We start from the raw sequence: 21,620 nt of genomic DNA, 5'->3' as shown, positions 1-21,620 counted from the left end.
GTGGCGTAAGTGCCCATGCCCTCCGGCTTAGAGCAGCTTGACCCATCGGACCTCGACACCGGCCCCTTCTGCCAGCGGTCGCAATGCATCCGCTTCGGGGAACGACTCTTCCACATACACAAAGTGCCGGGCCCCAACCTTGGCAGTCCGCAGAGCGCAGGTAAGCGTGGCCGCCCGGACCTGTGCGTGATCAGCGAAGACGCTAAGGTGCAGAGGTGTCGTCCCGCTCAACTGGCGCCTCAGAGTGGCCACGGCCTCGCTGTCGCAACTGGCTTTGAGCGATGCGCTCAGAATGCCGTTGGCAATGGCATTCGATGCCGTCGGTATCTGCATGATGCGCAAATCAACCTGACCGTACTGCGACAACACCGCCCGAATGAACTTGTCCTGACTCGCCCGGCCTGCTGCAGGCGCGTTGGCACAACCGGAAAGAGCAAAGAGAAGAGGGAGAAGTGCTATCAGAAGAACTGCCAAACGTCGGTTTATATTCATTTTGAATCCATCTACTGTACGCCGAGCCGTTATTGATTGCACATGGAAGAGGTCACAGAGGTAATTTTGGCACGAAGCTTGTCATCCCCCAACTTTTCCACCGTCACATAACAAAAACCATTCCTATCCCCGTTCCTCTTCACGCTTTCAATAACTCGGTTCATGCGAACGATATATGTCTGACGAGGCTCAGCGAAAAAGAATACTGGCTTTGGATGACAACTGGATCTGTACGTTGGGTCACTAAAGCTGTGATTGGCATCGATTCGACCATTTGCTGGGAAGGAACGGTGATGCTAACTTCCTTATTTGGTTTATCAAAGATAAATATCGAATCAACCTTCAACAAGTAGCCTGCAGACTCAAATCGTCCGCAGGCGTCAGCTGTGTTTCGGATATTTACCGAGAAGAATGTGTGGTACTCAAAGTCCGACTCAAAAGTCAGGTGTGCATCTTCTGCGGATGGATGGGGATTTTTGTATTTCGGCAATGGCGTTGTACAGGCGGCCAAAAAAAGAGCACAAGAAATAAATGCACAAGCTTTTTTCAACATCATATCCCCTATATCAAGTAGGCACGCTTAAAAAACATATACAACGACCATGTGCCAGTCAATATCTCCCCCGACTCCCATCGGGCACCCACCGCAGACCACACAACAGACATATCCATTGGCCAATTCAATGGCTGACCAAAAGTGAGGGCAATTCAGAGACCACAGCTCCGTGAACCGAAGTCGGGGTCATTGAAAAGATTCGAGACCACCAATACTGCAGGCGATGGCGTCCGACGGCGCCTTCGGGCGCCTGCCAGACAATCACCGCATCAGTCAGAACCGGTACCCAATACCGATGCTGCCCAGTTTTACGTCGGCCTGACTGGTGCCTGTGGTTCCACCTGCGTTGAAGGCGTCGCCCACTTTTCTGACAACCTCGTATTCGGCCCGGGCGAACCAGTTGGGGCTGAAGGCCCACTCCACACCCACCCCGTAGTGCAGCGATGTGCCACTGGCCTTACGGCTGGGGTTGACACAGGCAATGCCCGTACCTTCGCAATGGAACTTGGTGCGGTGCGCGGCTATGCCCAGCTTGCCAAACAGGCTGAGCTGCGAACCCAGCGGGTAGGTGCCAATCATGTTCAGGTTCCATGCGTTCATCTTCAGGTTACCTGCGCGCGTAGCCACCGTCGGCATGTCTGCTGAATAGGTGAAGCGGCCCAGATCCATGTAGCCGCCCTCCACGACCAGACTGGGGCTGAAGCGGTAGCCGAGTTGCAGCTTGTGTCCACGGTCTGCTTCGTCGCCCTGAGAAGTGAATGCGACGGCACCCAGGGTGCTGACGGCCGCGTCGGACTGAGCTGTTCGTCCACTGGTATTGGTTACGCCGGTAGCGCCCAGCAAGTACCAGTTGCTTTCGGCCTGAGCGTTGATGGGCAAGTACGTGGCAACAGCCAGCGTGGCCAAGCCGAGCGCAAGGGTGGGTTTGAGTGTCATTGGGTGTAGCTCCTATTGGCGGATTGAAATATGTCCACACTCATTCTTCGCAGGTAAGGCATTGCCGGACATCCCCTGTTTAGGGGAGGCACCCCGGCATACATCAATCAATCGGCACTAAACATCACGGAATTGATCTGTGCATCACGCACAGAACAAGGTTTTTACCGGACTTAACTGTTGTGGAATGCGAACAATCTGCCGCCCCATAGCTCGGGAGTACGACTATGTCGCGCCGACTACGGGCATCGGTCACCCGCAAAAGCCCGTCCGGCATCTGCAGATGTGCGTCAGGTGAGATGCCCGCGCATCGTCAATCGGCCTCCAAGGCGCAAGCCTCTGCACACAGGCTCTGCGCCAGCTCCCCCACGCGCGCCAGTGCGCGGCGCTCCACCTCGCCCCAAGGCCCGGCGAAGCTCAGCCGCAGGCAGTGCTGAAAGCGGTCGCTCGCCGAAAACAGCGCCCCAGGGCCGAAGGTGATGCCCTCCGCCGAGCAACGGCGAAACAGCGCCATCGAGTCCAAGTGCTCGGGCAACTCCACCCACAGCGTGTAACCCGACACGGGCGCACTGACCCGCGTGCCACGCGGGAAGGTGTCGTTGATCAGCGCACGCGCCTCGGCCAGCCGCTCACGCATCAGGGTGCTGAGGCGGCGCATGCGTGTTTCGTAACCGCCCTGCGAAAGCAGATCGGCCAGTGCCTGTTCCAGCACAACGTTGGTGGTGCCGCCCTGCACACGCTTGAGGCTGGTGACCGCATCCTTCCAGCGGCCCGGCGCCACCCAGCCCAGGCGCAGGCCTGGCGCCACCGTCTTGGAAAACGAACCGCACACCATCACACCGCCATCGGTGTCAAAGGCCTTCACGGCCTTGCGCCGCTCGTCGTTGGCCAGCAGGTCGTTGAACACCACGTCCTCGATCAGCGGAATGCGCCGCTGTGCCAGCAGTTCGACCAGGGCCCGCTTGTCGGCGTGGCGCATCACCGCCCCGAGCGGGTTGGACAACGTGGGCACGGTCAGCACAGCCTTCACCGGCTGGGTGTCCAGCGCCAATTGCAGCGCCTCCAGCGACAAGCCGTGGCGGGGATGCGTGGGTATTTCCAGGGCCCTCAGGCTCAAGGACTCCAGCAGGTCCAGGAAGCCGAAATGCGTAGGCGACTCCAGCGCGACCACGTCCCCAGGTTGCGTCACCGCACGCAGGCACAGGGTCACGGCGTGCATGCAGCTGGAGGTGATGACGATGTCGTCCGCCTGCAGTTGGCAGCCTAGGTGCAGGGCGCGCCGGGCGACGGCCGCGCGCAAGGCGGCCGTACCGGCCGAGTCGGTGTACTCGATCAGGCTGTGGCGGTGCACGCGGGCGGCACGCGTCAGCGCCACGCGCACGCGGTCGTCGTCGAAGAAGGTCGGGTCCTTGGGGCAGGCCCCGCCAAAGCTCACCTGCGTGCACTCGGCAAACGGTTCGCCCAGCAATTCGGTGCGGTAGCGCCGTTCCACCACCAGGCTGTGGCGCGGCGGCCGGCTCACTGCGGGCAGGGCCGGACTCTTGCCACGCGGCGCCACGAAGTAGCCCGCCTTGGGACGTGCCGTCACCAGGCGGCGCTCCTCCAACCACTGCAGGGCCTGCACGGCGGTGGACACCGACACCCCGTTCTGCGCCGCCAGGTCGCGCACCGAAGGCAGACGCTGCCCGACCTTGAACACTTGGCCGTCGATCAGGTGCGCCATGCGGTGGGCGATCTGCGCGTACAGGGGTGGCGAGGGGGCAACGGTTTCAAGGGTCATGTGTGAACCATTGTGCCGGACACCTTGCGTTTTGTGTGCTCCGCAGGCAGTACAGATGGCCACAGGTTCGTCCCGTACAGCAGGCACCTGTGTGCCGCCTGCGTGGATGACTTCGCTCACGCCTGTGTCTGTGCACCCCGGCGCGAAACAAGGACAGTGGAACCCCAACACAGGAGAACACCATGACACCGCTGCCACAGACCATCCACGCCCTTGACGCAGGCCAGACGCTGACGCTGGCACCCGGACGCGGCCAGAGGCTGCGCGTGATCGCCGGGCGTTTGTGGGTGACACAGTCGGGCCGGCCCGACGACCATTTTCTGAGCGCTGGTCACAGCCTGACACTGGACAGCCCCGGGCATGTGGTGGCCCAGGCCGAAGGCGGTTGCATCGCGCGCTACGTGGTGGAGCCGGTAACGGTGGCAGTACTGCCCCTACAGGCCACCGAACGTGTGCGCCAGGATGCCCCGTCGCGCACTCGCCGGCTCACAAGCCCTTCACGGAAGCCAGCCGCCGCATGACCTGGCGGACCACATCGGTCTCCATGTCGCGGTAAAGCAGGGCTTCTTCCATTTCCTTGCCCAGCACCTGGGTTTCGGTGAAGCTCAGGTCGCGCTCCAGCAGCATTTCCTGCGGGGCGATGAGCTCCTTGCCACGCGGAGTACGCAGGCGGAAGGTCCAGCGCACGCGCAGCTGCAGCTCCCGCACCTGGCCAGCGGCCGTGCTGCCCACGACCACACGCTCGCGCTGGTCCTGCAGCACGTCCAGCACCACGTCAGGTTGCACAGCCGCGGCCCCGGGAACCACGGGCGTGCTGGCGTCAAACACCTGCACGCCGCTGGCGCGTAGTTGGGCACGCAAGTCCTGTAGCACAGCACTGTCGCCCATGCCATTGAGCCGCAGCGTGCTGAAAGCCATCTTCACGCCATGGCCCTGCAGGCGAAAGCCGCAACCCGCCAACACACCCGCCACCCCGGTCAGCGCCAGCCAGCGCAGCTGGGCGCGGCGGGCGGGGTCAGGGCGGTGAGCGGTTCGCATGGGCATTCCCTTCAAGACTTGTGTCAAAGCACCACGTTGACGAGACGGCCCGGCACCACCACCACCTTCTTGGGTGCAGCGCCGTTGGCCTGCTTCTGCACGGGCTCGCTGGCCACGGCGGCGGCTTCGATGGCTGCCTTGTCGGCGGCGGCGGGCACGAAGATGGAGCCGCGCAGCTTGCCGTTGATCTGCAGCATCAGCTCGATCTCGTCCTGCACCAGCGCCTGCGGGTCCACCTGGGGCCAGGGGGCATCCAGCAGGTCACCCAGCGAACCGGCGTAGCCCAGTTCCGCCCACAGCGCGTGGGTGATGTGCGGCGTGGCCGGGTACAGGCAGCGCAGGAGGATGCCGAAGCCCTCGATCAGCGCAACACCCGCGCCGGTTTCGTCGGTGGCCTGGAAATCCTCCAGTGCGTTCAGCATCTTCATGCAGCCCGACACGACGGTGTTGTACTGCATGCGCTGGTAGTCGTAATCCACCTGCTTCAGCACAGTGTGGATCTCGCGGCGCAGCGCCTTGGCCGTCTTGCCGAAGGCAATGTCGTTGATGCTGGACACACCGCTGACAGACGCGTCTGCACGCGCCCAGTCGGCCTGCGCCAGCTTGTGCCCGAAGTTCCACACCCGGCGCAGGAAGCGGTAGCTGCCTTCCACGGCCGCGTCGTTCCACTCCAGCGTGGCCTCGGGTGGCGCGGTGAACATGGTGTACAGGCGTGCCGTATCGGCACCGTACTTCTCGATCAGGTCCTGCGGGTCCACGCCGTTGTTCTTGGACTTGGACATGGTGCCCACGCCCTCGTAGTCAATCGGCGTGCCCACCGGCAGGCGGCCATCGGCACTGTCCACTTCATTCTTCAGCTTGGCGCCCACGATCTTGCCCGCCTCGTCGAACACGTGTTCCACGTCGTGCGGCCAGAAGTATTCCTTGCCGCCCTTGGCGGTGCGGCGGGAATAGATGTGGTTGAGCACCATGCCCTGCGTGAGCAGGCGCTTGAAGGGTTCGTCCACCTTGACCAAGCCCAGATCGCGCATGACCTTGGTCCAGAAGCGCGCGTACAGCAGGTGCAGGATGGCGTGTTCGATGCCACCGATGTACTGGTCCATCGGCATCCAGTACTGCGTGCCTTCGGCCACCATGGCGTCGGCGTTGGTGGGGTCGCAGTAGCGCATGAAGTACCAGGACGAGTCCACGAAGGTGTCCATGGTGTCGGTCTCGCGCCGGCCAGCCTTGCCGCAGATGGGGCAGGTCACGCCCGCGTGGAAGCCCTCGTGCTTGACCAGCGGGTTGCCGCTGCCGTCCGGCACGCAGTCTTCCGGCAGCACCACGGGCAGGTCCTTCTCGGGCACCGGCACCGATCCGTGCTCGTCGCAATGGATGATGGGAATGGGCGTGCCCCAGTAGCGCTGGCGGCTCACGCCCCAGTCGCGCAGGCGGAAAGTGGTCTTCTTCTCGCCCAGACCCTTGGCGGCCAGCAGCTCGGCCACCTTGTCCACGGCGGCCTTGTAGGCCAGGCCGTCGAGCACGCCGGAGTTCACGCACACCTGCGCACCGGTCTTGTCGGCGTACCAGTCCTGCCAGCAGGTCGCGTCGAAAGTCAGGTCCGCGCCGCCCACCACCTGCTTGATCTCGATGCCGTACTTCAGCGCAAACGCGAAGTCACGCTCGTCGTGCGCGGGCACGCCCATGACGGCGCCGTCGCCGTAGCTCATGAGCACATAGTTGCCCACCCACACCGGCACCGATGAGCCCGTCAGCGGGTGCACCACGGTCAGGCCCGTGGGCATGCCCTTCTTCTCTTGCGTCGCCAGCTCGGCCTCGGTGGTGCCGCCCTTCTTGCACTCCTCGATGAAGGCGGCCAGCTCAGGGTTGGACGCCGCCGCGTGCGTGGCCAGCGGGTGCTCCGGCGCCACGGCGCAGAAGGTCACGCCCATGATGGTGTCGGCGCGCGTGGTGAACACGTACATCTTGCCGTCACCGATCAGCGCGCCATCAGCGCCTTTGATGTCGTGTGTGAAGGCGAAACGCACGCCTTCGCTCTTGCCGATCCAGTTCTCCTGCATCAGCCGCACCTTGTCGGGCCAGCCGTCCAGCGTGGCCTGGTCGTTGCCCAGCTGCACGTGCTGCAGCAGCTCGTCGGCGTAGGCGGTGATGTTCAGGTAGTAGCCGGGGATCTCGCGCTTTTCCACCAGCGCGCCAGTGCGCCAGCCGCGCCCGTCGATCACCTGCTCGTTGGCCAGCACGGTCTGGTCCACCGGGTCCCAGTTCACCACCTGGGTCTTGCGGTAGGCAATGCCCTTTTCCAGCATCTTCAGGAACAGCCATTGGTTCCACTTGTAGTACTCGGGCGAGCAGGTGGCCACCTCGCGGCTCCAGTCGATGGCCAGCCCCATCGCCTGCATCTGCTTCTTCATGTAGGCGATGTTTTCGTAGGTCCACTTGGCGGGCGGCACCTTGTTCTTCAGCGCGGCGTTCTCGGCCGGCAGGCCGAAGGCGTCCCAGCCCATGGGCATCAACACGTTGTAGCCCTGCATGCGCAGCTGGCGCGTGAGCATGTCGTTGATGGTGTAGTTGCGCACGTGGCCCATGTGCAGCTTGCCGCTGGGGTACGGCAGCATGGAGCAGGCGTAGTACTTGGGCTTGGGCTGACCCTGGCTGTCGCGTGCGTCCTCGGTCACGCGGTAGGCGTCACGGGCGATCCAATGGGCGTGGGCGGCGCGCTCCACGTCCTGGGGGGTGTATTTGTCTTGCATGGTCTACGGTAACTAAGGGCTCAACGCAGGTTCAGCACGTCGAACATGTCGTACAGGCCATTGGCCTTACCCGCCAGGAAGCGCACGGCGCGCAGGCTGCCCTGGGCATAGGTGGCGCGGCTGCTGGACTTGTGAGTGATCTCGATGCGCTCGCCGGTGCCCAGGAACATGACGGTGTGGTCGCCCACCACGTCACCGCCGCGGACGGTGGCAAAGCCGATGGTGGACGGGTCGCGTTCGCCGGTGTGGCCGTAGCGCTCGTACACGGCGCAATCCTTCAGGTCGCGGCCCAGCGCATCGGCAATCACCTCGCCCATCTTCAGCGCGGTGCCGCTGGGGGCGTCCACCTTGTGGCGGTGGTGTGCCTCGACGATCTCGATGTCGTAGCCGGTGGACAGGGCCTTGGCGGCCATTTCCAGCAGCTTCATCGTCACGTTCACGCCCACGCTCATGTTGGGCGCCATCATGATGGCGATGTGCTTCGATGCCTCGGCGATCTCGGCCTTCTGCTCTTCAGAGAATCCCGTGGTGCCGATGACCAGCTTCACGCCGTGCTTCACGCAGGCGCGCAGGTGGTTCATCGTGCCTTCGGGGCGGGTGAAGTCGATGAGGAAGCGGCTTTGCGACAGCGCGGCGTCCAGATCGGCCGCTATGGCCACGCCGCTGGCCTGCCCGAGGAAGGCGGCGGCGTCCTGCCCCAGGGCCGGGCTGTGCGGCAGGTCGAGCGCGCCGCTCAGGGCGCAGTCGTCGGCTGCCTGCACAGCTTCGATCAGCATGCGGCCCATGCGGCCGCTGGCGCCTGCAATGCAGACGCGATGGAGGGTTTCAGTGCTCATGGGTGGTCAGCGGGATTCCAGCGGCGGGTAGCTGGTCTGGGGGGCGGCCACGGGGGCTGCGGGCGCGGTGCTGCCAGCGGGTGCCGCGGCGTTCTTGGCCTGGAAGGCTTTCAGCTCTTCCTCGGAGGCTTCAAGCACGGGCGGCTTGCCGGGTTTGCGCCGCACGTCGAGCGAGGCGACGAACTCTGCCTCGGACGGCAGTTCGTCGGCCTCCACGCGATCCATGACCGCACCCTTGAAGAACACGGCCACCTTGCGCTGCTGCGGCTCCTGCCCCTGGCGGCGGAAGGTGAAGACGTAATCCCAGCGGTCGGCGTGGAACACGCTGGCCAGCAGCGGCGTGCCCAGGATGTTGCGCACCTGTTCGCGCGGCATGCCGGGCTGCAGCGCCTCGACCTGTTCGCGGGTGACGACGTTGCCCTGAACGATGTCGATCTTGTAGGGCGTGATGAGCCCGCCCAGCGTGCTCACGGAAGTACCCACGTTCTGAAGGCTGGAACAGCCGGACAATGCCACAAGAGCGGCCACGGCCAGAAAGGCGGCGCCCGCAGACCTGGTGCGCGACAAAGAGGAATTGAACATCATGGCGTAGCGGTCTTGGGGGGACGGAACATGCGCGCAGAGGCGCAAGGTTATATCATCCGGGGCATTGTAGCCCTTGGGGCCTGGCGCGGCCCTGCACACACGGCGGGTGCGTGACCAGCCCCAGCGGGGGCGGACATCGCCCACGGGACCACCATGACCAATATCGACGAACTCAAAAGCACAGGACTCAAGGCCACACTGCCCCGCCTGAAGATCCTGGAAATCTTTCAGGGAGGCAAGCAGCGCCACATGACGGCGGAAGACGTGTTCCGCGTCCTGCTGGAGGAGCGCTCCGACATTGGCCTGGCAACCGTCTACCGCGTGCTGACCCAGTTTGAACAGGCCGGACTGCTCATCCGCAGCAACTTCGAGTCCGGCAAGGCCGTGTACGAGCTGAACGAAGGCAAGCACCACGACCACTTGGTGTGCCTGGATTGCGGCCGGGTGGAAGAGTTCTACGACCCCGAGATCGAGAAGCGCCAGCAGCGCATTGCCGAGGAACGGGGCTTCGCCCTGCAGGAACACGCCCTGTCGCTTTACGCGAACTGCGTGAAGGCGGACTGCCCCCACCGCCAGCCGAGGCGCTGAGGGCCTTTGTTCAACCCTTGAGTGCCGGGGCGGCTGCCTCCAGCCACGCCTCGAAAGCCTGGGGCTGCTTGCCGGTCAAACGCTCAAAGTCCCCCGTCACTTCGGCCACCCTGCCAGCGGCCGTGTTCGTGTCAAAGGATGCGAACACGCGCGCCAGCGGCTCGGGCAGCCCCGCTCCCACCATCCCCTGCACCAGCCCTTCCAGCGGCACAGGCACCACCTCGATGGGCTGCCCGACGGCTTTGGCAATGAGCGCGGCCATTTCGGCGGTGGAATAAGCCGTCGCGCCGCTCAGGGTCCAGGTGGTCTTGCCGCCTTCGCTGCCCGCCAGCGCGGTGGCCGCGGCCAGCGCCAGGTCGTCACGGGCAATGTGCGCCACCCGCCCGTCGCCTGCAGCCGAATACCACTTCCCGCTGGGCAACACGTTGGGCAGAGTCATGAACAGGTTCTCGAAATACCAATGGTTGCGCAGCACCGTCCAGCCCGGCAGGGCGCTGGCCGCCAGGGCGTCTTCGGTGCCAGCATGGTCGGGGGCGATCAGCAGGGGCGAACCGTGGGGCAACGGCATGGACGTGTAGACCACGTGACGCACGCCCGCCGCTTCGGCCGCCTGAATGGCATTGCGGTGCTGCGCCAGGCGTCGCCCAGGCGCGTCCAGGGCGTCGGTGCTGATGATCAGCAAGCGACCCGCTCCCTGAAATGCCTGTGCCAGGGTGTTTGCATCATCGAAGTCAGCGGCGCGCACCTCCACCCCCAAGGCCGCCAAGTTTGCCAGTTTGGCCGGTTGACGGGTGGTCACGATGAGGCGCTGCGCCGGCACACCCAGGGTCTGGAGCAGATGGTGCACGACGCGCTGGCCCAGGTGGCCGGCCGCGCCCGTGACCAGGAGTTTGCCGTTGCTGTGATCTTTGGTATTCATCAGGAACTCACTTTCAAAAAAGAATCGAGTTGCCTATGATGTCGGGGCGCACGCGCACCCGCAAGAGATGTGCGCACAGTCACCAGGTGACCGCGCAGTAACCAAGGAAGCAACGATGAATCTTCACAAGTCCAGAGCCCCCTACGCCGACCGCTGCCCCGTTCGCGACGTGCTGGACCGGCTTGGCGACCGCTGGAGCATGCTGGTGCTGCTGGTACTGGAAGAAGGCGGGACGCTGCGATTTTCGGCGCTGAAAGCGCGCATAGACGACATTTCGCAACGCATGCTTGCCCAGACCTTGCGGCGCCTGGAGCAGGACGGCCTGGTGTCACGCACGGTGCACCCCACGGTACCCCCCAAGGTGGAATACACGCTCACGCCGCTGGGGTCTTCTTTCCTCAAGCCGCTGCGCGGCCTGGAAGCCTGGGCCACCGAACACCACGAACAGGTGCGGCAGGCCCGCGCCGCCTATGTGCCCCCGCAGCGGGCGGAGGCTCTCTGACCCAGCTTCAGTGGCCCCGGATCATGGCGTCACGCTGGCGCTGCACGAAATCCTGGTAGGTGTCGATGCCACGCAGCTGCAGGATGGTGTTGCGCACAGCGGCTTCGACCAGCACAGCCATGTTGCGGCCAGCCACCACCTGGATCACGGCCTTGCGCACCGCCACACCGAGCACGTCCTGGTAGAGCGGCTCGTGCGGCAGGCGGTCGTAGTCGCGCTCCATGGTCTCCTTGCGGACCAGGTGCACGATCAGGCGCAGGCGCATCTTGCGGCGCACGGCGGTTTCGCCAAAGATGGCCTTGATGTCCAGCAGGCCAATGCCGCGCACCTCCAGCAGGTTCTGCAGCAGGTCGGGACAACGCCCTTCCAGCGTGGTCTGGTTGACGCGGTGGAAGTCCACGGCGTCGTCGGCCACCAGCCCATGACCACGCGAGATCAGTTCCAGCCCCAGCTCGCTCTTGCCCAGGCCGGACTCACCGGTGATGAGCACGCCCAGGCCAAGGATGTCCATGAACACCCCATGCAGCGTGGTGCGTTCCGCGAAATGGCGCGAGAGATAGGCGCGCAGCACGTCGATGACGAAGGCCGCCGAATCAGCCGTGGTGAACAGCGGAATGTGCGCACGCTCGCACATGGCCATGAGTTCGGCAGGCGGCACCTGGTCGTCGGCCACCACCAGCACGGGGGGTTCCAGCACCACGATGCGCGACACCCGGCGGCGGCAGTCCTCGACCGTGGAATTGGTCAGGTAGGCGACCTCGCGCGAACCCAGCACCTGCACCCGGTAAGGGTGGATGTAGTTGAGGTAGCCCACGAGGTCGGCACCGGAGCGCGCCTCGCTGATCGCCTTGTCGTCGAAGCGGCGCTCGGACGCGCTCTGCCCGGCCGCCCAGTGCCACTTGAGGGTTTCCCGGTGGTCCTCGAACAGGACGTCTGCGTTGACGACGGCGGTGGGTTTCATTCAAAGCCGGGAGCCCGGCCCCCTGAGATGCGGCCGCGTCAGGCGGCGGCGTGCGCCGACTGCCAGTTGGCGATGAGCTGGTGCAATTCGCTTGCCACAGCGCAGACCTTCATCTGCTCGCGCAACGCGCTGTCGCTCAGCAACTCGGCAATCTCGGAGAGGATTTCCAGGTGCTTCTGGGTAGCGGCTTCCGGCACCAGCAGGAAGATCATCAGGCGCACGGGTTGCTCGTCCGGCGCATCGAACCCGATCGGGTTGGCCAGCTGGAACACAGCGGCCAGGGGCTGCTTGAGCCCCTTGATGCGGCCATGGGGAATGGCAACGCCATGCCCAAGGCCGGTCGAGCCCAGTCGCTCACGGGCAAACAGGCTGTCGGTGATCAGCGCACGGTTGAGCCCGTGCAGGGATTCAAAGAGCAGGCCTGCTTCTTCAAATGCACGTTTCTTGCTTGTGGCATCAACGGCAACCAGCACCTGTTCAGCAGGCAAAATGGCAGAAAGTCGGTTCATATGACAGCCTCACGGAGCGCAAATTATGCCCATCTGCGCCAATCTTGCTAGTGCACAAAAAAAACAAGCCGCTTGACAAAGTCTGCGGCTTGTTGCAATGCAGCATGGTTGGCTGCCGTCAGGCGAAGCTCACTGGAGTTCGCGCTTGGCGGTTTCGTGGTGGTGATCCTGCACCTTGTCCTTGTAACGCAGCACCTGGCGGTCGAGCTTGTCGGCCAGCTCGTCCACGGCGGCGTAGAGGTCAAAGTGGGAGCTTTCCGCAAAAATGTCCTTTCCCTTCACATGGATATTGCACTCGGCTTTCTGGCGGAGATCCTTCTCGGTGAGCTTGTCCACAGTCAGCAGGACCTTGATGTCCACCACCTGATCAAAGTGGCGTGAGATGCGGTCCAGCTTGCTGGTCACGTAAGTTCGCAGCGCGGGAGTGATGTCGAGGTGATGACCGCTGATCGTCAGGTTCATGAAGAGCCTCCTTTGCTCTGGGGAAACAGGGCAGGCATCCGTTGTGGACACCCAACCCACGGGAAACCATTTTGACTCAACTATGCCCTCTTCCCACTGGACGGGCAAGCGTGCAGTGCAGCAAAGACGACCTCGCCGGGCGGCTATTTCGCGGGGTTTTGCGCCACGTCAAGCTGCGCCGCGGTGAACACCCGGGGCGCCATGCAACCGGAGGGTGCGGACCACCAGGATGCTCAACAGGCTCGCGGCCACCCCGACCAGCGCGGCCACCCAGTAATGACGCACCAGGCCCGCCGCGTCGCGCTGGATGATGTGCCCGCCAACGAAGGCCGCAACCCCCATTGCGGCTGACTGCACGGCCGAACTGAAAGCCATGAACGTGCCGCGCAAGGCCGGGTCCGCCGCCGAGGTGACCAGCGCCATCCCCGGGATCATGCGCCCGCTCATCAGCACGAACATGGCCGTGGACACCAGCAGCACCACCCACACCGGCACCACGGGCAGCACGGTAATGCCCACCAGCGGAAACGCCAGCGCCACGGCCAGCCAGGAGAACACCCGAACCTTGCCAAGGCGGTCTGCCAGCCGCCCCACCAGCCGCGCGGTCACCAGCGTGGCGAGCCCGCCGCTCAGGTAGAGCCAGGGAATCTGCGCATCGGTCAGGCCCACGTTGGCCTGCAGGTAGATGGTGATGTAGGGAATGACCGTGAACCCGGTGAACATCATCAACGCGGTGAACAGCAGCGCACGCAGGTGGTTGGGCTCGCGCAGCACCCGCGCAATGCCTTGCCAAGTGCCGGCGCGTTCGCCTTCAAGGTGCGTGCGCAGGACCGGCAGGCTGTAGAACGCCCCCAGGGCAAAGAGCCCGCTCAGCGCCGCTATCGCAATGAAAGGCCAGTTCCAGCCCCATGTCGAGGCGATCCACAGGCTCAGCGGCACACCGGCCACCGTGGACACCGAGAACGACGACATCACCACACCCATCGCCCGGCCCCGCCGCTCGAACGGCACGGCGTCGGCAACGATGGTCTGGCACAACGCTGTCAACACGCCCCCGAACAGGCCTGCCGCCACCCGAGCACCCATCAGGAAGCCGTAGGTGGGCGCCAGGCCGCAGGCCAGCGTGGCCAGGGCGAACAGGAGGTAGAGTACGAGCAGCAGACGCTTGCGATCGAAGCGGTCGAGGTAGGTGCTGGCCGCCAGCCCCGACGCCCCCGCAGCGAATGTGTACGCCGACACAAGAAGACCAAACTGCGCGTCGCTGACGCCGAAGAGCCGCGTCAGCTGCGGCCCGAGGGGCATCATGATCATGAAGTCGAGAATGTGGGTGAACTGGACGCCTGCCAGCGTGAGCAGCAACAGCATCTCGCGCCGTGAGGCAGAGGAGGGGGGCAAGGTATCGGTCATGGCATTGATCAGAATTGTCAAATGTAACCGTGCCCCCACACCCTGTGGCAACCAAGGTTTCTGCGCGCCCCGCCACGAAGATTCCCGCAGCTGCCGTGCCTGGCACCCCGCGCCTGGGCTTCTCCGCCGCCTCGGAACCGCCCCTTGGAGGTTGACATGACCCTTGACACGCTCTTCACCACCACCTTCAGCCCGCTGCCCGCGAACCGGGAGGGCATGCGCGCACTCGTGCTCATGGGCGGCGGCGCCAGAACGGCCTACCAGGTGGGCGTGCTCAAGGGCCTGGCGCGCCTGCTCCAGGCCCATGGCGCCCCGCCTGCTGCGTTTCCCTTCCAGATTCTGCTCGGCACCTCGGCTGGCGCACTCAACGCCACCTACCTGGCCAGCCTGGCCACACAGGGCCTGCAGGCGTTTGACGCACTCACCGGGTTTTGGCGCCAGCTGCATTCGCACCAGGTGTACCGGCTGCGGGCGCCTGCCTGGCCCTGGCCCAACCTCCTGACGTCCGGCCTCACGCTGATGCGCCAGGTGCGGCAGCACCGCGCCCTGCTCGACACCCTCCCCCTGGTGGACACCCTGCACCGGCACGTCCACCTGGACCGCATCGATACTGCTCTGCAGGAGCGCGCGCTGACAGCGCTGGCCGTCACCGCGTCCAGCTACACCAGCGGTGAGCACTGGACCTTCTGCCAGACCGCCCAGGATGACACCACCGCCCCGTGGCGGCGCCCCGGGCGGCGAGCCTCGATGCAGACCATCACCATCGAGCACCTCATGGCCTCCAGCGCCATCCCCTTCCTGTTCCCGGCCGTGCCACTGTGGGTAGATGGCCACAAGGAGTTTTTTGGCGACGGCTCGATGCGTCAGCTCTCACCCCTGTCACCCGCGCTCCAGCTGGGTGCCAGCGACTTGCTGGTCATAGGTGCCGGGCAGGCCCAAAGGGCTGGAATGACCACGGGCCCTGCCACCGAGGACCCCACCGCCGGCACCATCGCCGGACACGCACTGGCCAGCGTGTTTCACGACACCTTGCAAGCCGATGTGGAGCAGGCGCAGCGCGTGAGCCGCACGCTCGAACAACTGCCGCCGGAGGTGGCGCAGGCCCTGCCCTACCGCAGGCTGAACGTCCTGGCCATACAGCCCAGCATTTCCCTGGACGAGCTGGCCTTGAAACACGTGGAAGCGCTCCCCAGGGCCACCAGGGACACCCTGGCGGGCTTGGGCGCGCTTGAAACCCGCCGCACCGGCCGCAGCAGCGGGGCCGCCCTGGCCAGCTACCTGCTCTTCGAACCCGCGTTCATCAACGCCCTCATCGACTGCGGCGAACGCGATGCCATGCTGCGGCAAACCGATCTTCTGGCGTTTTTTGACATGCGGGCGTCATGAGCTGGTGCGATAATCGCTGCGTTCAAAACATTCCGGAGCCCCACGTGGAAAGCAGCCCTAGTTGCGTGCTTTCAGCGCCGGCCAGACCTTCCTGATCCGCCCGAGCACGGGCCCGACCGGAGCGGCCAGCGGCTGAAAGCACCCTCACCGCCCTCAGGCGACACGCGTCGCCACCGCCCTCTGTATCGCGATCAGGAAGCGTCTCATGCTCAACGTCTTCACCCTGGCCAATGGCCGCCTGTTCCAGGAAGAAATCGAATCCCTGGAGGAACTCGCCCGCTTCAAGCCCATCTGGGTGGACCTTGAATCGCCCACGCCTGAAGAGCGCCGTTGGGTGCGCCAGCACTTTGGCCTGAGCATCCCCGAAGACGCGATGGACGAGGACATCGAGGAATCGGCCCGCTTCTTCGAAGAGGACAACGGCGAACTGCATGTGCGCAGCGACTTCCTCATCGATGACGAGGAAAACCCGCGGCACGTGCGCGTGGCCTTCATCCTCAACGAGCACAACGACAAGCTCAAGAGCCACGGCGTGCTGTTCTCCATCCACGACGAGGACGTGCCCGTGTTCCGCCTGCTGCGCCTGCGGGCGCGCCGCATGCCCGGCCTCATCAAGGACGCCAAGGACGTGCTGCTGAGCCTGTTCGACACCGACGCCGAGTACTGCGCCGACACGGTGGAAGACATCTACGATGACCTGGAACGCATCAGCGGCAAGGTGCTGTCGGGCCAGGTGACCGACGAGATCGCCTCGGAGGTGCTGGCCGCCATCGCCCGGCACGAGGACATGTCGGGCCGGATTCGCCGCAACATGATGGACACGCGCCGTGCGGTGAGTTTCATGATGCGCACGCGGCTGCTCAGCGCCGAACAGTTCGAGGACGCACGCCAGATCCTGCGCGACCTGGACTCGCTGGACAGCCACACGGCCTTCATGTTCGACAAGATCAACTTCCTGATGGATGCCACCATCGGTTTCATCAACATCAACCAGAACAAGATCATCAAGATCTTCTCGGTGGCCAGCGTGTCGCTGCTGCCGCCCACGCTGGTGGCCAGCAGCTACGGCATGAACTTCCAGTTCATGCCCGAGCTGGAATGGAAGTTCGGCTACCCCTTTGCCATCGCGCTGATGGTGCTGTCGGCCGTGGTGCCGATGGTCTACTTCCGCAAGCGCGGCTGGCTCAAGTGAGCGGGCACGTCAAAGCAGGTTGAGCGCCTTGCGCACGATGCGCGCGCTGTAATGGCGCGCCACCTGTTGCAGGAAGTGCTGGAAGTCGACGTGGGCTTCGTCGTCAGCGCGGTCTGACACGGTGCGCACGGCCCCGAAAGGCACGCCGTAGTCGCAGCACACCTGCGCCACGGCTGCGCTCTCCATGTCCACCGCCAAGGCCTCGGGCAGGTCCGCGCGCAAGGCGCTGCTTTCGGCCGCCGTGGCAACGAACCGGTCGCCCGTGACGATCTCGCCCCTGTGCACGCTTGGCGAATGCAGGCCAAACACACGCAGGGTCGCCTCATCCAGCAGTTTGGGCAGCCAGGTCACGGCGTCGCGGGCTGACTCGTGCAGCACCTGGGCCAAGGCCAAGTCCGCCTCCAGGCGGGAACGGCCGTAGCCAGGCATCTCCCAGCGGGGGAACAGCGGCGCGGCGTTCATGTCGTGCTGCACGAAGGCCGTTCCAACCACGATGTCACCCACCTCCACACCCAAGGCCAGCCCGCCAGCCACGCCGGTGAATATGACGTGCTGCGGCTCGAACCGCTCCAGCAGCGCGGTGGCGGTGGTGGCCGCAGCCACCTTGCCGATGCCCGAAAGCACAGCCACCACCTCGTGCCCCTGCAGGTGCCCTTGCCAGAAGGCGCGCCCGGCAACTTCAATCTTGCGCTCGTCGGGCATGAGAGAGAGGATCTCGGCAAGCTCCTCGTGCACCGCGCTGATGATGGCAATTCGGCTCATTCAGGTGAACTCCCATGACGACCGCGCCCGACAGCGGTCACTTCTTGTCGCGCAACTCCCTGCGCAGGATCTTGCCGACGGGTGTCTTGGGCAGCTCGTCGCGGAACTCCACGACCTTGGGCTGCTTGTACCCCGTCAGGCGGGACTTGCAATAGTCTCGCACATGTTCCTCGGTCAACAGCGGGTCTTTCTTGACGACGATCAACTTCACGGCTTCGCCGGAATGCTGGTCTGGCACACCCACCACCGCGCATTCAAGCACGCCGTCGAGCTGCGCCACCACATCTTCCACCTCGTTGGGGTAGACGTTGAAGCCGCTGACCAGGATCATGTCCTTCTTGCGGTCGACAATCTTGAAGTAGCCGCGCTCATCCATCACACCGATGTCGCCGGTCTTGAACCAACCGTCGGCGGTCATGACCTTGGCCGTCTCGTCCGGCCGCTGCCAGTAACCCGCCATCACCTGCGGGCCCTTGATGGCGATCTCTCCGGGCTGGCCAATGGGAACTTCCCTGCCGTCATCGTCGATGCAGATCATCAGGGTACTGGGCAGCGGCACGCCGATGGTCCCGGTGAACTCGCTGTTGGTGACGGGATTGCAGCTTGCCGAGGGGCTGGTCTCCGACAAGCCGTACCCTTCGCAGATGGGGCAGCCCGTGGCCTCCAGCCATTTCTTGGCCACCGCCGCCTGTACCGCCATGCCGCCTCCCACCGAGACCTTCAGGTTGCGCCAGTTGACGGTATCGAAGTCCGGGTGGTTGAGCAGGGCATTGAACAGCGTGTTGACCGCGGGGAAGCTGTGGAAGGTGTGCTTGCTCAACTCCTTGAGCACCGCAGGCAGGTCGCGCGGGTTGGGAATGAGGATGGTCTTGCCCCCGTTGCGCATGCTCAGCATCATGTTCACGGTGAAGGCGAAGATGTGGTACAGCGGCAAGGCACAGACGCTGGTGGACTGCTCGGTCGCCGGGATCCGCTTCATGACCGGGTCGTTCCAGGCCTCGGACTGCAGCACGTTGGCGATGACGTTGCGGTGCTGCAGCACCGCCCCCTTGCTCACCCCGGTGGTGCCGCCGGTGTACTGCAGCAGCGCTACGTCGTCCGGGCGGATCTCAGGGGCGGCAAAGGGCAGGCGTTCTCCCTTGAGCAGGGCGTCGTTGAAACGCACTGCCGCGGGCAGGCGGTAGGCCGGCACCAGCTTCTTCACGTGGCGCACCACGGCATTGACGATGCTGCCCTTGACGAACCCCAGCATGTCGCCCATGGCGGTGAGCACCACATGCTTGACCGGCGTCTGCGCAATGCACTGCTCCAGCGTGGCAGCGAAGTTTTCGATGATGAAGATGACCTTGGCACCGGAGTCCTTCAGCTGGTGCTCAAGCTCACGCGGCGTGTACAGGGGATTGACGTTGACCACGACGAAGCCCGCCCTGAGGATGGCCGCCACCACGATCGGGTACTGGGGCATGTTGGGCATCATCACGGCCACGCGGTCACCGCGAGCCAGGCCCCTGCTCTGCAGATAGGCGGCCATGGCGCGCGATGCGCGGTCCGTCTCGTCGTAGCTGAAGTCCTTGCCTAGGAAGCTGTAGGCCGTGCGCCCCTGGTACTTGCGAAAGCTTTCCTCCATCAGATCGACCAGCGAACGGTACTGGGCGGGGTCGATCTCCGCAGGCACCCCGGCAGGGTAGGCGCTCAGCCAGGGTTTGTCAGCGGCGGTCACGGTCATGCTTGGCTCCATTGTTGTGTTTATCGACATAGGGTGGCGGTGGGCACGCCACCGTCCTGTCAGGGATTGTCGGCCTGGCCGGTGAAAAAACCCATTGTGTTTTTCCCTGACGGCAGTCTGACATTATTGAACACACACAAGAAAAAACCGGGCATGACCCGGTTTTCCGCAAGCGTTTCTTGAACTGGTCACTCACGCAATCCCCAAGCGGCCCGGTCGGCCGGGTCGAGTGCATCAAGCACTTCGCGCGCATGCGCCTCGCCCTGGCGCACGATGGCGTCGAACCGGTCCCACTGGAGCAGGCCGACCCGGAAAAGCGGGGGGTTGAAATAGAGATCGGTGTGGCGGCGCGACTCGTCCTGGCGCGAGATGCTGTACAGGATGGTGACGTTGAGCAGGTAGGACACCAGGGACGGGAGCCGGTAGCGGCGCTTCGCCCGCGGGCGCAGGCGATCGAGCAGCAGCGTCCAGGGCCCTGGGGTTTCCTTGAAGTTCAGGCGCTTGGGATTGCGTGCGCTCAGGTCCACACCGATCACCCGGCCCACCCCGCGCATGTCGCGCATGACGTCAGCCGGGAAGTTGTTGAATGTCCCGCCGTCACACAGCAGTTCCCCGTCGCGCACAACGGGCGGCAGCGCGCCGGGGATGGCAATACTGGCCAGCAGCGCCTGCCCCAGGTCACCCCTGTCCAGGCGCATCTCACGCCCCTGTGAATAGTTGCTGGCGATGCAGAAGTAGTTCTTCCACAGGTCCACGATGTCCACCGATCCGCCCATCAGGCTGCGAATCGAGCGCTCGATCACGCTGCGCACCCGGCGCCCCTTGATGAGGGAGAGCAAGGGCAGAACGGTGTAGTCGCCCGTGGGGTTGACGCGGAACGCTTCGCGGGCGACACCGATCGTCTCTTCGGCCGTGGCGTCGGCCGCGATGATGGCTGCCATCACGGCGCCCATGCTGGTGCCGCCCACGCAATCGACCTCGATGCCATGCTGGCGCAGGGTCTTCCAGATGCCGAGGTGCGAGAACCCGCGAGCCCCGCCGCCAGCGAGCACCAGGCCCACCGCGTTGCGGCTGAGCAGGCGGGCCAGACGGGCAATGTCACCGTCCATCGACGGGCGGATGTTGACGTGACCCGTGACGGCTCTGCGCTCCAGCCAGCGCCGCATGCCCAGCGGCGACTTGATACCCTGTGGATGCAGCAGCACCAGGGTCTCCGCGGCCTCGCTGCGCTGCGACTGGTCCACCAGAAACGCCTGCTCCACCGGATGCAGCGCGGCGGACTTTTGCGCGTCGGCCATCAGAAGGATCTCGTCGCTGTGGCGGATGCAAAGCCGGGTCCACACGGAGGTGTGTGGATCGGCCAACATGAGCACGAAATCGTGCTCGGCCTCCAGATCGTCGAGCGCGGCAGACAAACGCTCTTCCTCGCCCCTGCCGCCTTCGGGTTCGCCTAGGCTTGCCAACCGCGCCTGCATGGACTCCGCGGTCACGCAGCAGGCCCGGCCGTACTGCCCCAGCATGCCCGCCAGCCGGTGCGCCAGGGGTTCGACGTCCAGACCCTCGGTGATCGGCAGCAGCGTGACCATGACCGGTGCCGGAAGCGGCTGGCGCGCATGCTGTGTCTGCAGGCGGTTGATGATCTTGTTGGTCAACGCCAGCGACACCTGCGGGTTGCGTGCCACCAGCGCGTCGAAATGCGGCTTGTCGATGCGCGCGAGCAAGCTGTCACGGATGGCGACGACCGTCGCGGAGCGCGGCGCCCCCGTGTACAGGCTGATCTCTCCTGTGATCTCCCCCCGCCCCAGCTCGCGCACCATGCGGCTGGAGCCGTCCGGGTTGCGGACATAGACACGCAGACGCCCGCTGAGCGAAAGGTAGGCCGTGTCGCCTGGCTGGCCCTGTTCCATCAGCACATCACCCGCGCTCAACTCCACCCAGCTCACGTTGTCGAAGATGGCGCGCAAGGTGCTGCGGCCGATTTCCCCGAAGTTGGCACGCAGGTGATGAACCAGCATCTCGCGGCGGCGCTGCTGCTCTGTTTCGCTTGTCTCCATGGCGGCCCTCTTATTTTTGATGCTTGCCCGCGGCACGCTGCCCAGCCCGGCAAGCTGAAGTGCTAAATGTAGGCTTCAGGCGCTTTTTGTGCAGGTATTTTGGTGTCGCATACGTTACAACGCTAAAAAAAGAAACGCCGCACATGGCGGCGTTTCAGGCAACCTTGCAGGCAATCAGG

General features: G+C 64.5%; 21 protein-coding genes. 5 read left to right on the top strand and 16 right to left on the bottom strand.

Translation table 11 applies throughout. The annotated features are described in order from the left end of the window. Positions 1–27: 27 nt before the first annotated feature. The 4 genes from ACYVHH_RS14150 to ACYVHH_RS14135 form a co-directional block, all read right to left on the bottom strand. Positions 28–492, bottom strand: coding sequence for a hypothetical protein (locus tag ACYVHH_RS14150; protein ID WP_460565835.1), 465 nt, complete (start codon positions 490–492; stop codon positions 28–30). Positions 493–652: 160 nt separating this feature from the next. Continuing rightward, on the bottom strand, positions 653–1,048 hold the full coding sequence (locus tag ACYVHH_RS14145) for a hypothetical protein (protein WP_460565834.1): 396 nt from the start codon (positions 1,046–1,048) through the stop codon (positions 653–655). A 273-nt stretch (positions 1,049–1,321) separates the two neighbouring features. After that, positions 1,322–1,984, bottom strand: coding sequence for an outer membrane beta-barrel protein (locus ACYVHH_RS14140; protein ID WP_460565833.1), 663 nt, complete (start codon positions 1,982–1,984; stop codon positions 1,322–1,324). A 313-nt stretch (positions 1,985–2,297) separates the two neighbouring features. Beyond that, complete coding sequence (locus tag ACYVHH_RS14135; RefSeq protein WP_460565832.1) at positions 2,298–3,764, bottom strand: aminotransferase-like domain-containing protein; 1,467 nt, start codon at positions 3,762–3,764, stop codon at positions 2,298–2,300. A 182-nt stretch (positions 3,765–3,946) separates the two neighbouring features. Here ACYVHH_RS14135 and ACYVHH_RS14130 point away from each other — a divergent pair, with 182 nt between their 5' ends. Next, complete coding sequence (locus ACYVHH_RS14130) at positions 3,947–4,285, top strand: DUF2917 domain-containing protein (RefSeq protein ID WP_460565831.1); 339 nt, start codon at positions 3,947–3,949, stop codon at positions 4,283–4,285. Here ACYVHH_RS14130 and ACYVHH_RS14125 read toward each other — a convergent pair. From ACYVHH_RS14125 to ACYVHH_RS14110, 4 genes are read right to left on the bottom strand one after another with little or no spacing between them, the layout of a single operon-like run. Further along, positions 4,251–4,802 carry an LPS-assembly lipoprotein LptE gene (locus ACYVHH_RS14125; RefSeq protein ID WP_460565830.1) on the bottom strand — a complete coding sequence of 184 codons (552 nt, stop codon included), beginning with the start codon at positions 4,800–4,802 and terminating at the stop codon, positions 4,251–4,253. The genes ACYVHH_RS14130 and ACYVHH_RS14125 overlap by 35 nt on opposite strands. A gap of 23 nt (positions 4,803–4,825) precedes the next feature. Further along, complete coding sequence (gene leuS / locus ACYVHH_RS14120; RefSeq protein ID WP_460565829.1) at positions 4,826–7,552, bottom strand: leucine--tRNA ligase; 2,727 nt, start codon at positions 7,550–7,552, stop codon at positions 4,826–4,828. 20 nt (positions 7,553–7,572) lie between these two features. Continuing rightward, a complete protein-coding gene (gene dapB / locus ACYVHH_RS14115; RefSeq protein WP_460565828.1) occupies positions 7,573–8,388 on the bottom strand; it encodes a 4-hydroxy-tetrahydrodipicolinate reductase in 816 nt (271 codons plus the stop codon). A 6-nt stretch (positions 8,389–8,394) separates the two neighbouring features. Continuing rightward, positions 8,395–8,973 (bottom strand): outer membrane protein assembly factor BamE, encoded by a 579-nt coding sequence (locus tag ACYVHH_RS14110; protein ID WP_460565827.1) that lies wholly within the window; start codon positions 8,971–8,973, stop codon positions 8,395–8,397. 153 nt (positions 8,974–9,126) lie between these two features. Between ACYVHH_RS14110 and fur the strand changes: the two genes are divergently transcribed. Next, entirely contained in the window at positions 9,127–9,561 is a 435-nt protein-coding gene (gene fur / locus ACYVHH_RS14105; protein WP_460565826.1) for a ferric iron uptake transcriptional regulator, read from the top strand. A gap of 10 nt (positions 9,562–9,571) precedes the next feature. Here fur and ACYVHH_RS14100 read toward each other — a convergent pair whose 3' ends face one another. Further along, positions 9,572–10,480 carry an SDR family oxidoreductase gene (locus ACYVHH_RS14100; protein WP_460565825.1) on the bottom strand — a complete coding sequence of 303 codons (909 nt, stop codon included), beginning with the start codon at positions 10,478–10,480 and terminating at the stop codon, positions 9,572–9,574. A 115-nt stretch (positions 10,481–10,595) separates the two neighbouring features. On the opposite strand from ACYVHH_RS14100, the gene ACYVHH_RS14095 reads away from it, so the two are divergent. Beyond that, complete coding sequence (locus ACYVHH_RS14095; protein ID WP_460565824.1) at positions 10,596–10,982, top strand: winged helix-turn-helix transcriptional regulator; 387 nt, start codon at positions 10,596–10,598, stop codon at positions 10,980–10,982. Positions 10,983–10,989: 7 nt separating this feature from the next. Here the strand turns inward: ACYVHH_RS14095 and hprK are convergent, their stop codons facing one another. From hprK to ACYVHH_RS14075, 4 genes are all read right to left on the bottom strand, one after another. Continuing rightward, on the bottom strand, positions 10,990–11,943 hold the full coding sequence (gene hprK / locus ACYVHH_RS14090) for an HPr(Ser) kinase/phosphatase (RefSeq protein ID WP_460565823.1): 954 nt from the start codon (positions 11,941–11,943) through the stop codon (positions 10,990–10,992). Positions 11,944–11,981: 38 nt separating this feature from the next. Further along, entirely contained in the window at positions 11,982–12,452 is a 471-nt protein-coding gene (locus tag ACYVHH_RS14085) for a PTS sugar transporter subunit IIA (protein ID WP_460565822.1), read from the bottom strand. Positions 12,453–12,581: 129 nt separating this feature from the next. After that, on the bottom strand, positions 12,582–12,914 hold the full coding sequence (gene hpf, locus ACYVHH_RS14080) for a ribosome hibernation-promoting factor, HPF/YfiA family (RefSeq protein ID WP_460565821.1): 333 nt from the start codon (positions 12,912–12,914) through the stop codon (positions 12,582–12,584). Between the two features lie 168 nt (positions 12,915–13,082). Then, positions 13,083–14,321 carry an MFS transporter gene (locus tag ACYVHH_RS14075; RefSeq protein WP_460565820.1) on the bottom strand — a complete coding sequence of 413 codons (1,239 nt, stop codon included), beginning with the start codon at positions 14,319–14,321 and terminating at the stop codon, positions 13,083–13,085. Positions 14,322–14,477: 156 nt separating this feature from the next. Here ACYVHH_RS14075 and ACYVHH_RS14070 point away from each other — a divergent pair, with 156 nt between their 5' ends. Both ACYVHH_RS14070 and corA read left to right on the top strand, forming a co-directional pair. Next, entirely contained in the window at positions 14,478–15,707 is a 1,230-nt protein-coding gene (locus ACYVHH_RS14070; RefSeq protein ID WP_460565819.1) for a patatin-like phospholipase family protein, read from the top strand. Between the two features lie 205 nt (positions 15,708–15,912). After that, a complete protein-coding gene (gene corA, locus ACYVHH_RS14065; RefSeq protein WP_460565818.1) occupies positions 15,913–16,899 on the top strand; it encodes a magnesium/cobalt transporter CorA in 987 nt (328 codons plus the stop codon). A 9-nt stretch (positions 16,900–16,908) separates the two neighbouring features. Here the strand turns inward: corA and ACYVHH_RS14060 are convergent, their stop codons facing one another. The 3 genes from ACYVHH_RS14060 to ACYVHH_RS14050 form a co-directional block, all read right to left on the bottom strand. After that, positions 16,909–17,661 (bottom strand): 5'-methylthioadenosine/adenosylhomocysteine nucleosidase, encoded by a 753-nt coding sequence (locus tag ACYVHH_RS14060; RefSeq protein WP_460565817.1) that lies wholly within the window; start codon positions 17,659–17,661, stop codon positions 16,909–16,911. 37 nt (positions 17,662–17,698) lie between these two features. Further along, positions 17,699–19,387 (bottom strand): long-chain-fatty-acid--CoA ligase, encoded by a 1,689-nt coding sequence (locus ACYVHH_RS14055; protein WP_460565816.1) that lies wholly within the window; start codon positions 19,385–19,387, stop codon positions 17,699–17,701. Positions 19,388–19,575: 188 nt separating this feature from the next. Then, positions 19,576–21,441 (bottom strand): patatin-like phospholipase family protein, encoded by a 1,866-nt coding sequence (locus ACYVHH_RS14050; RefSeq protein WP_460565815.1) that lies wholly within the window; start codon positions 21,439–21,441, stop codon positions 19,576–19,578. Positions 21,442–21,620 lie beyond the last annotated feature (179 nt).

The organism is Hydrogenophaga aquatica, from assembly GCF_054780915.1.
Note: the sequence above shows the minus strand (reverse complement) of the source record. Positions and strands in the feature narration are given on the sequence as shown.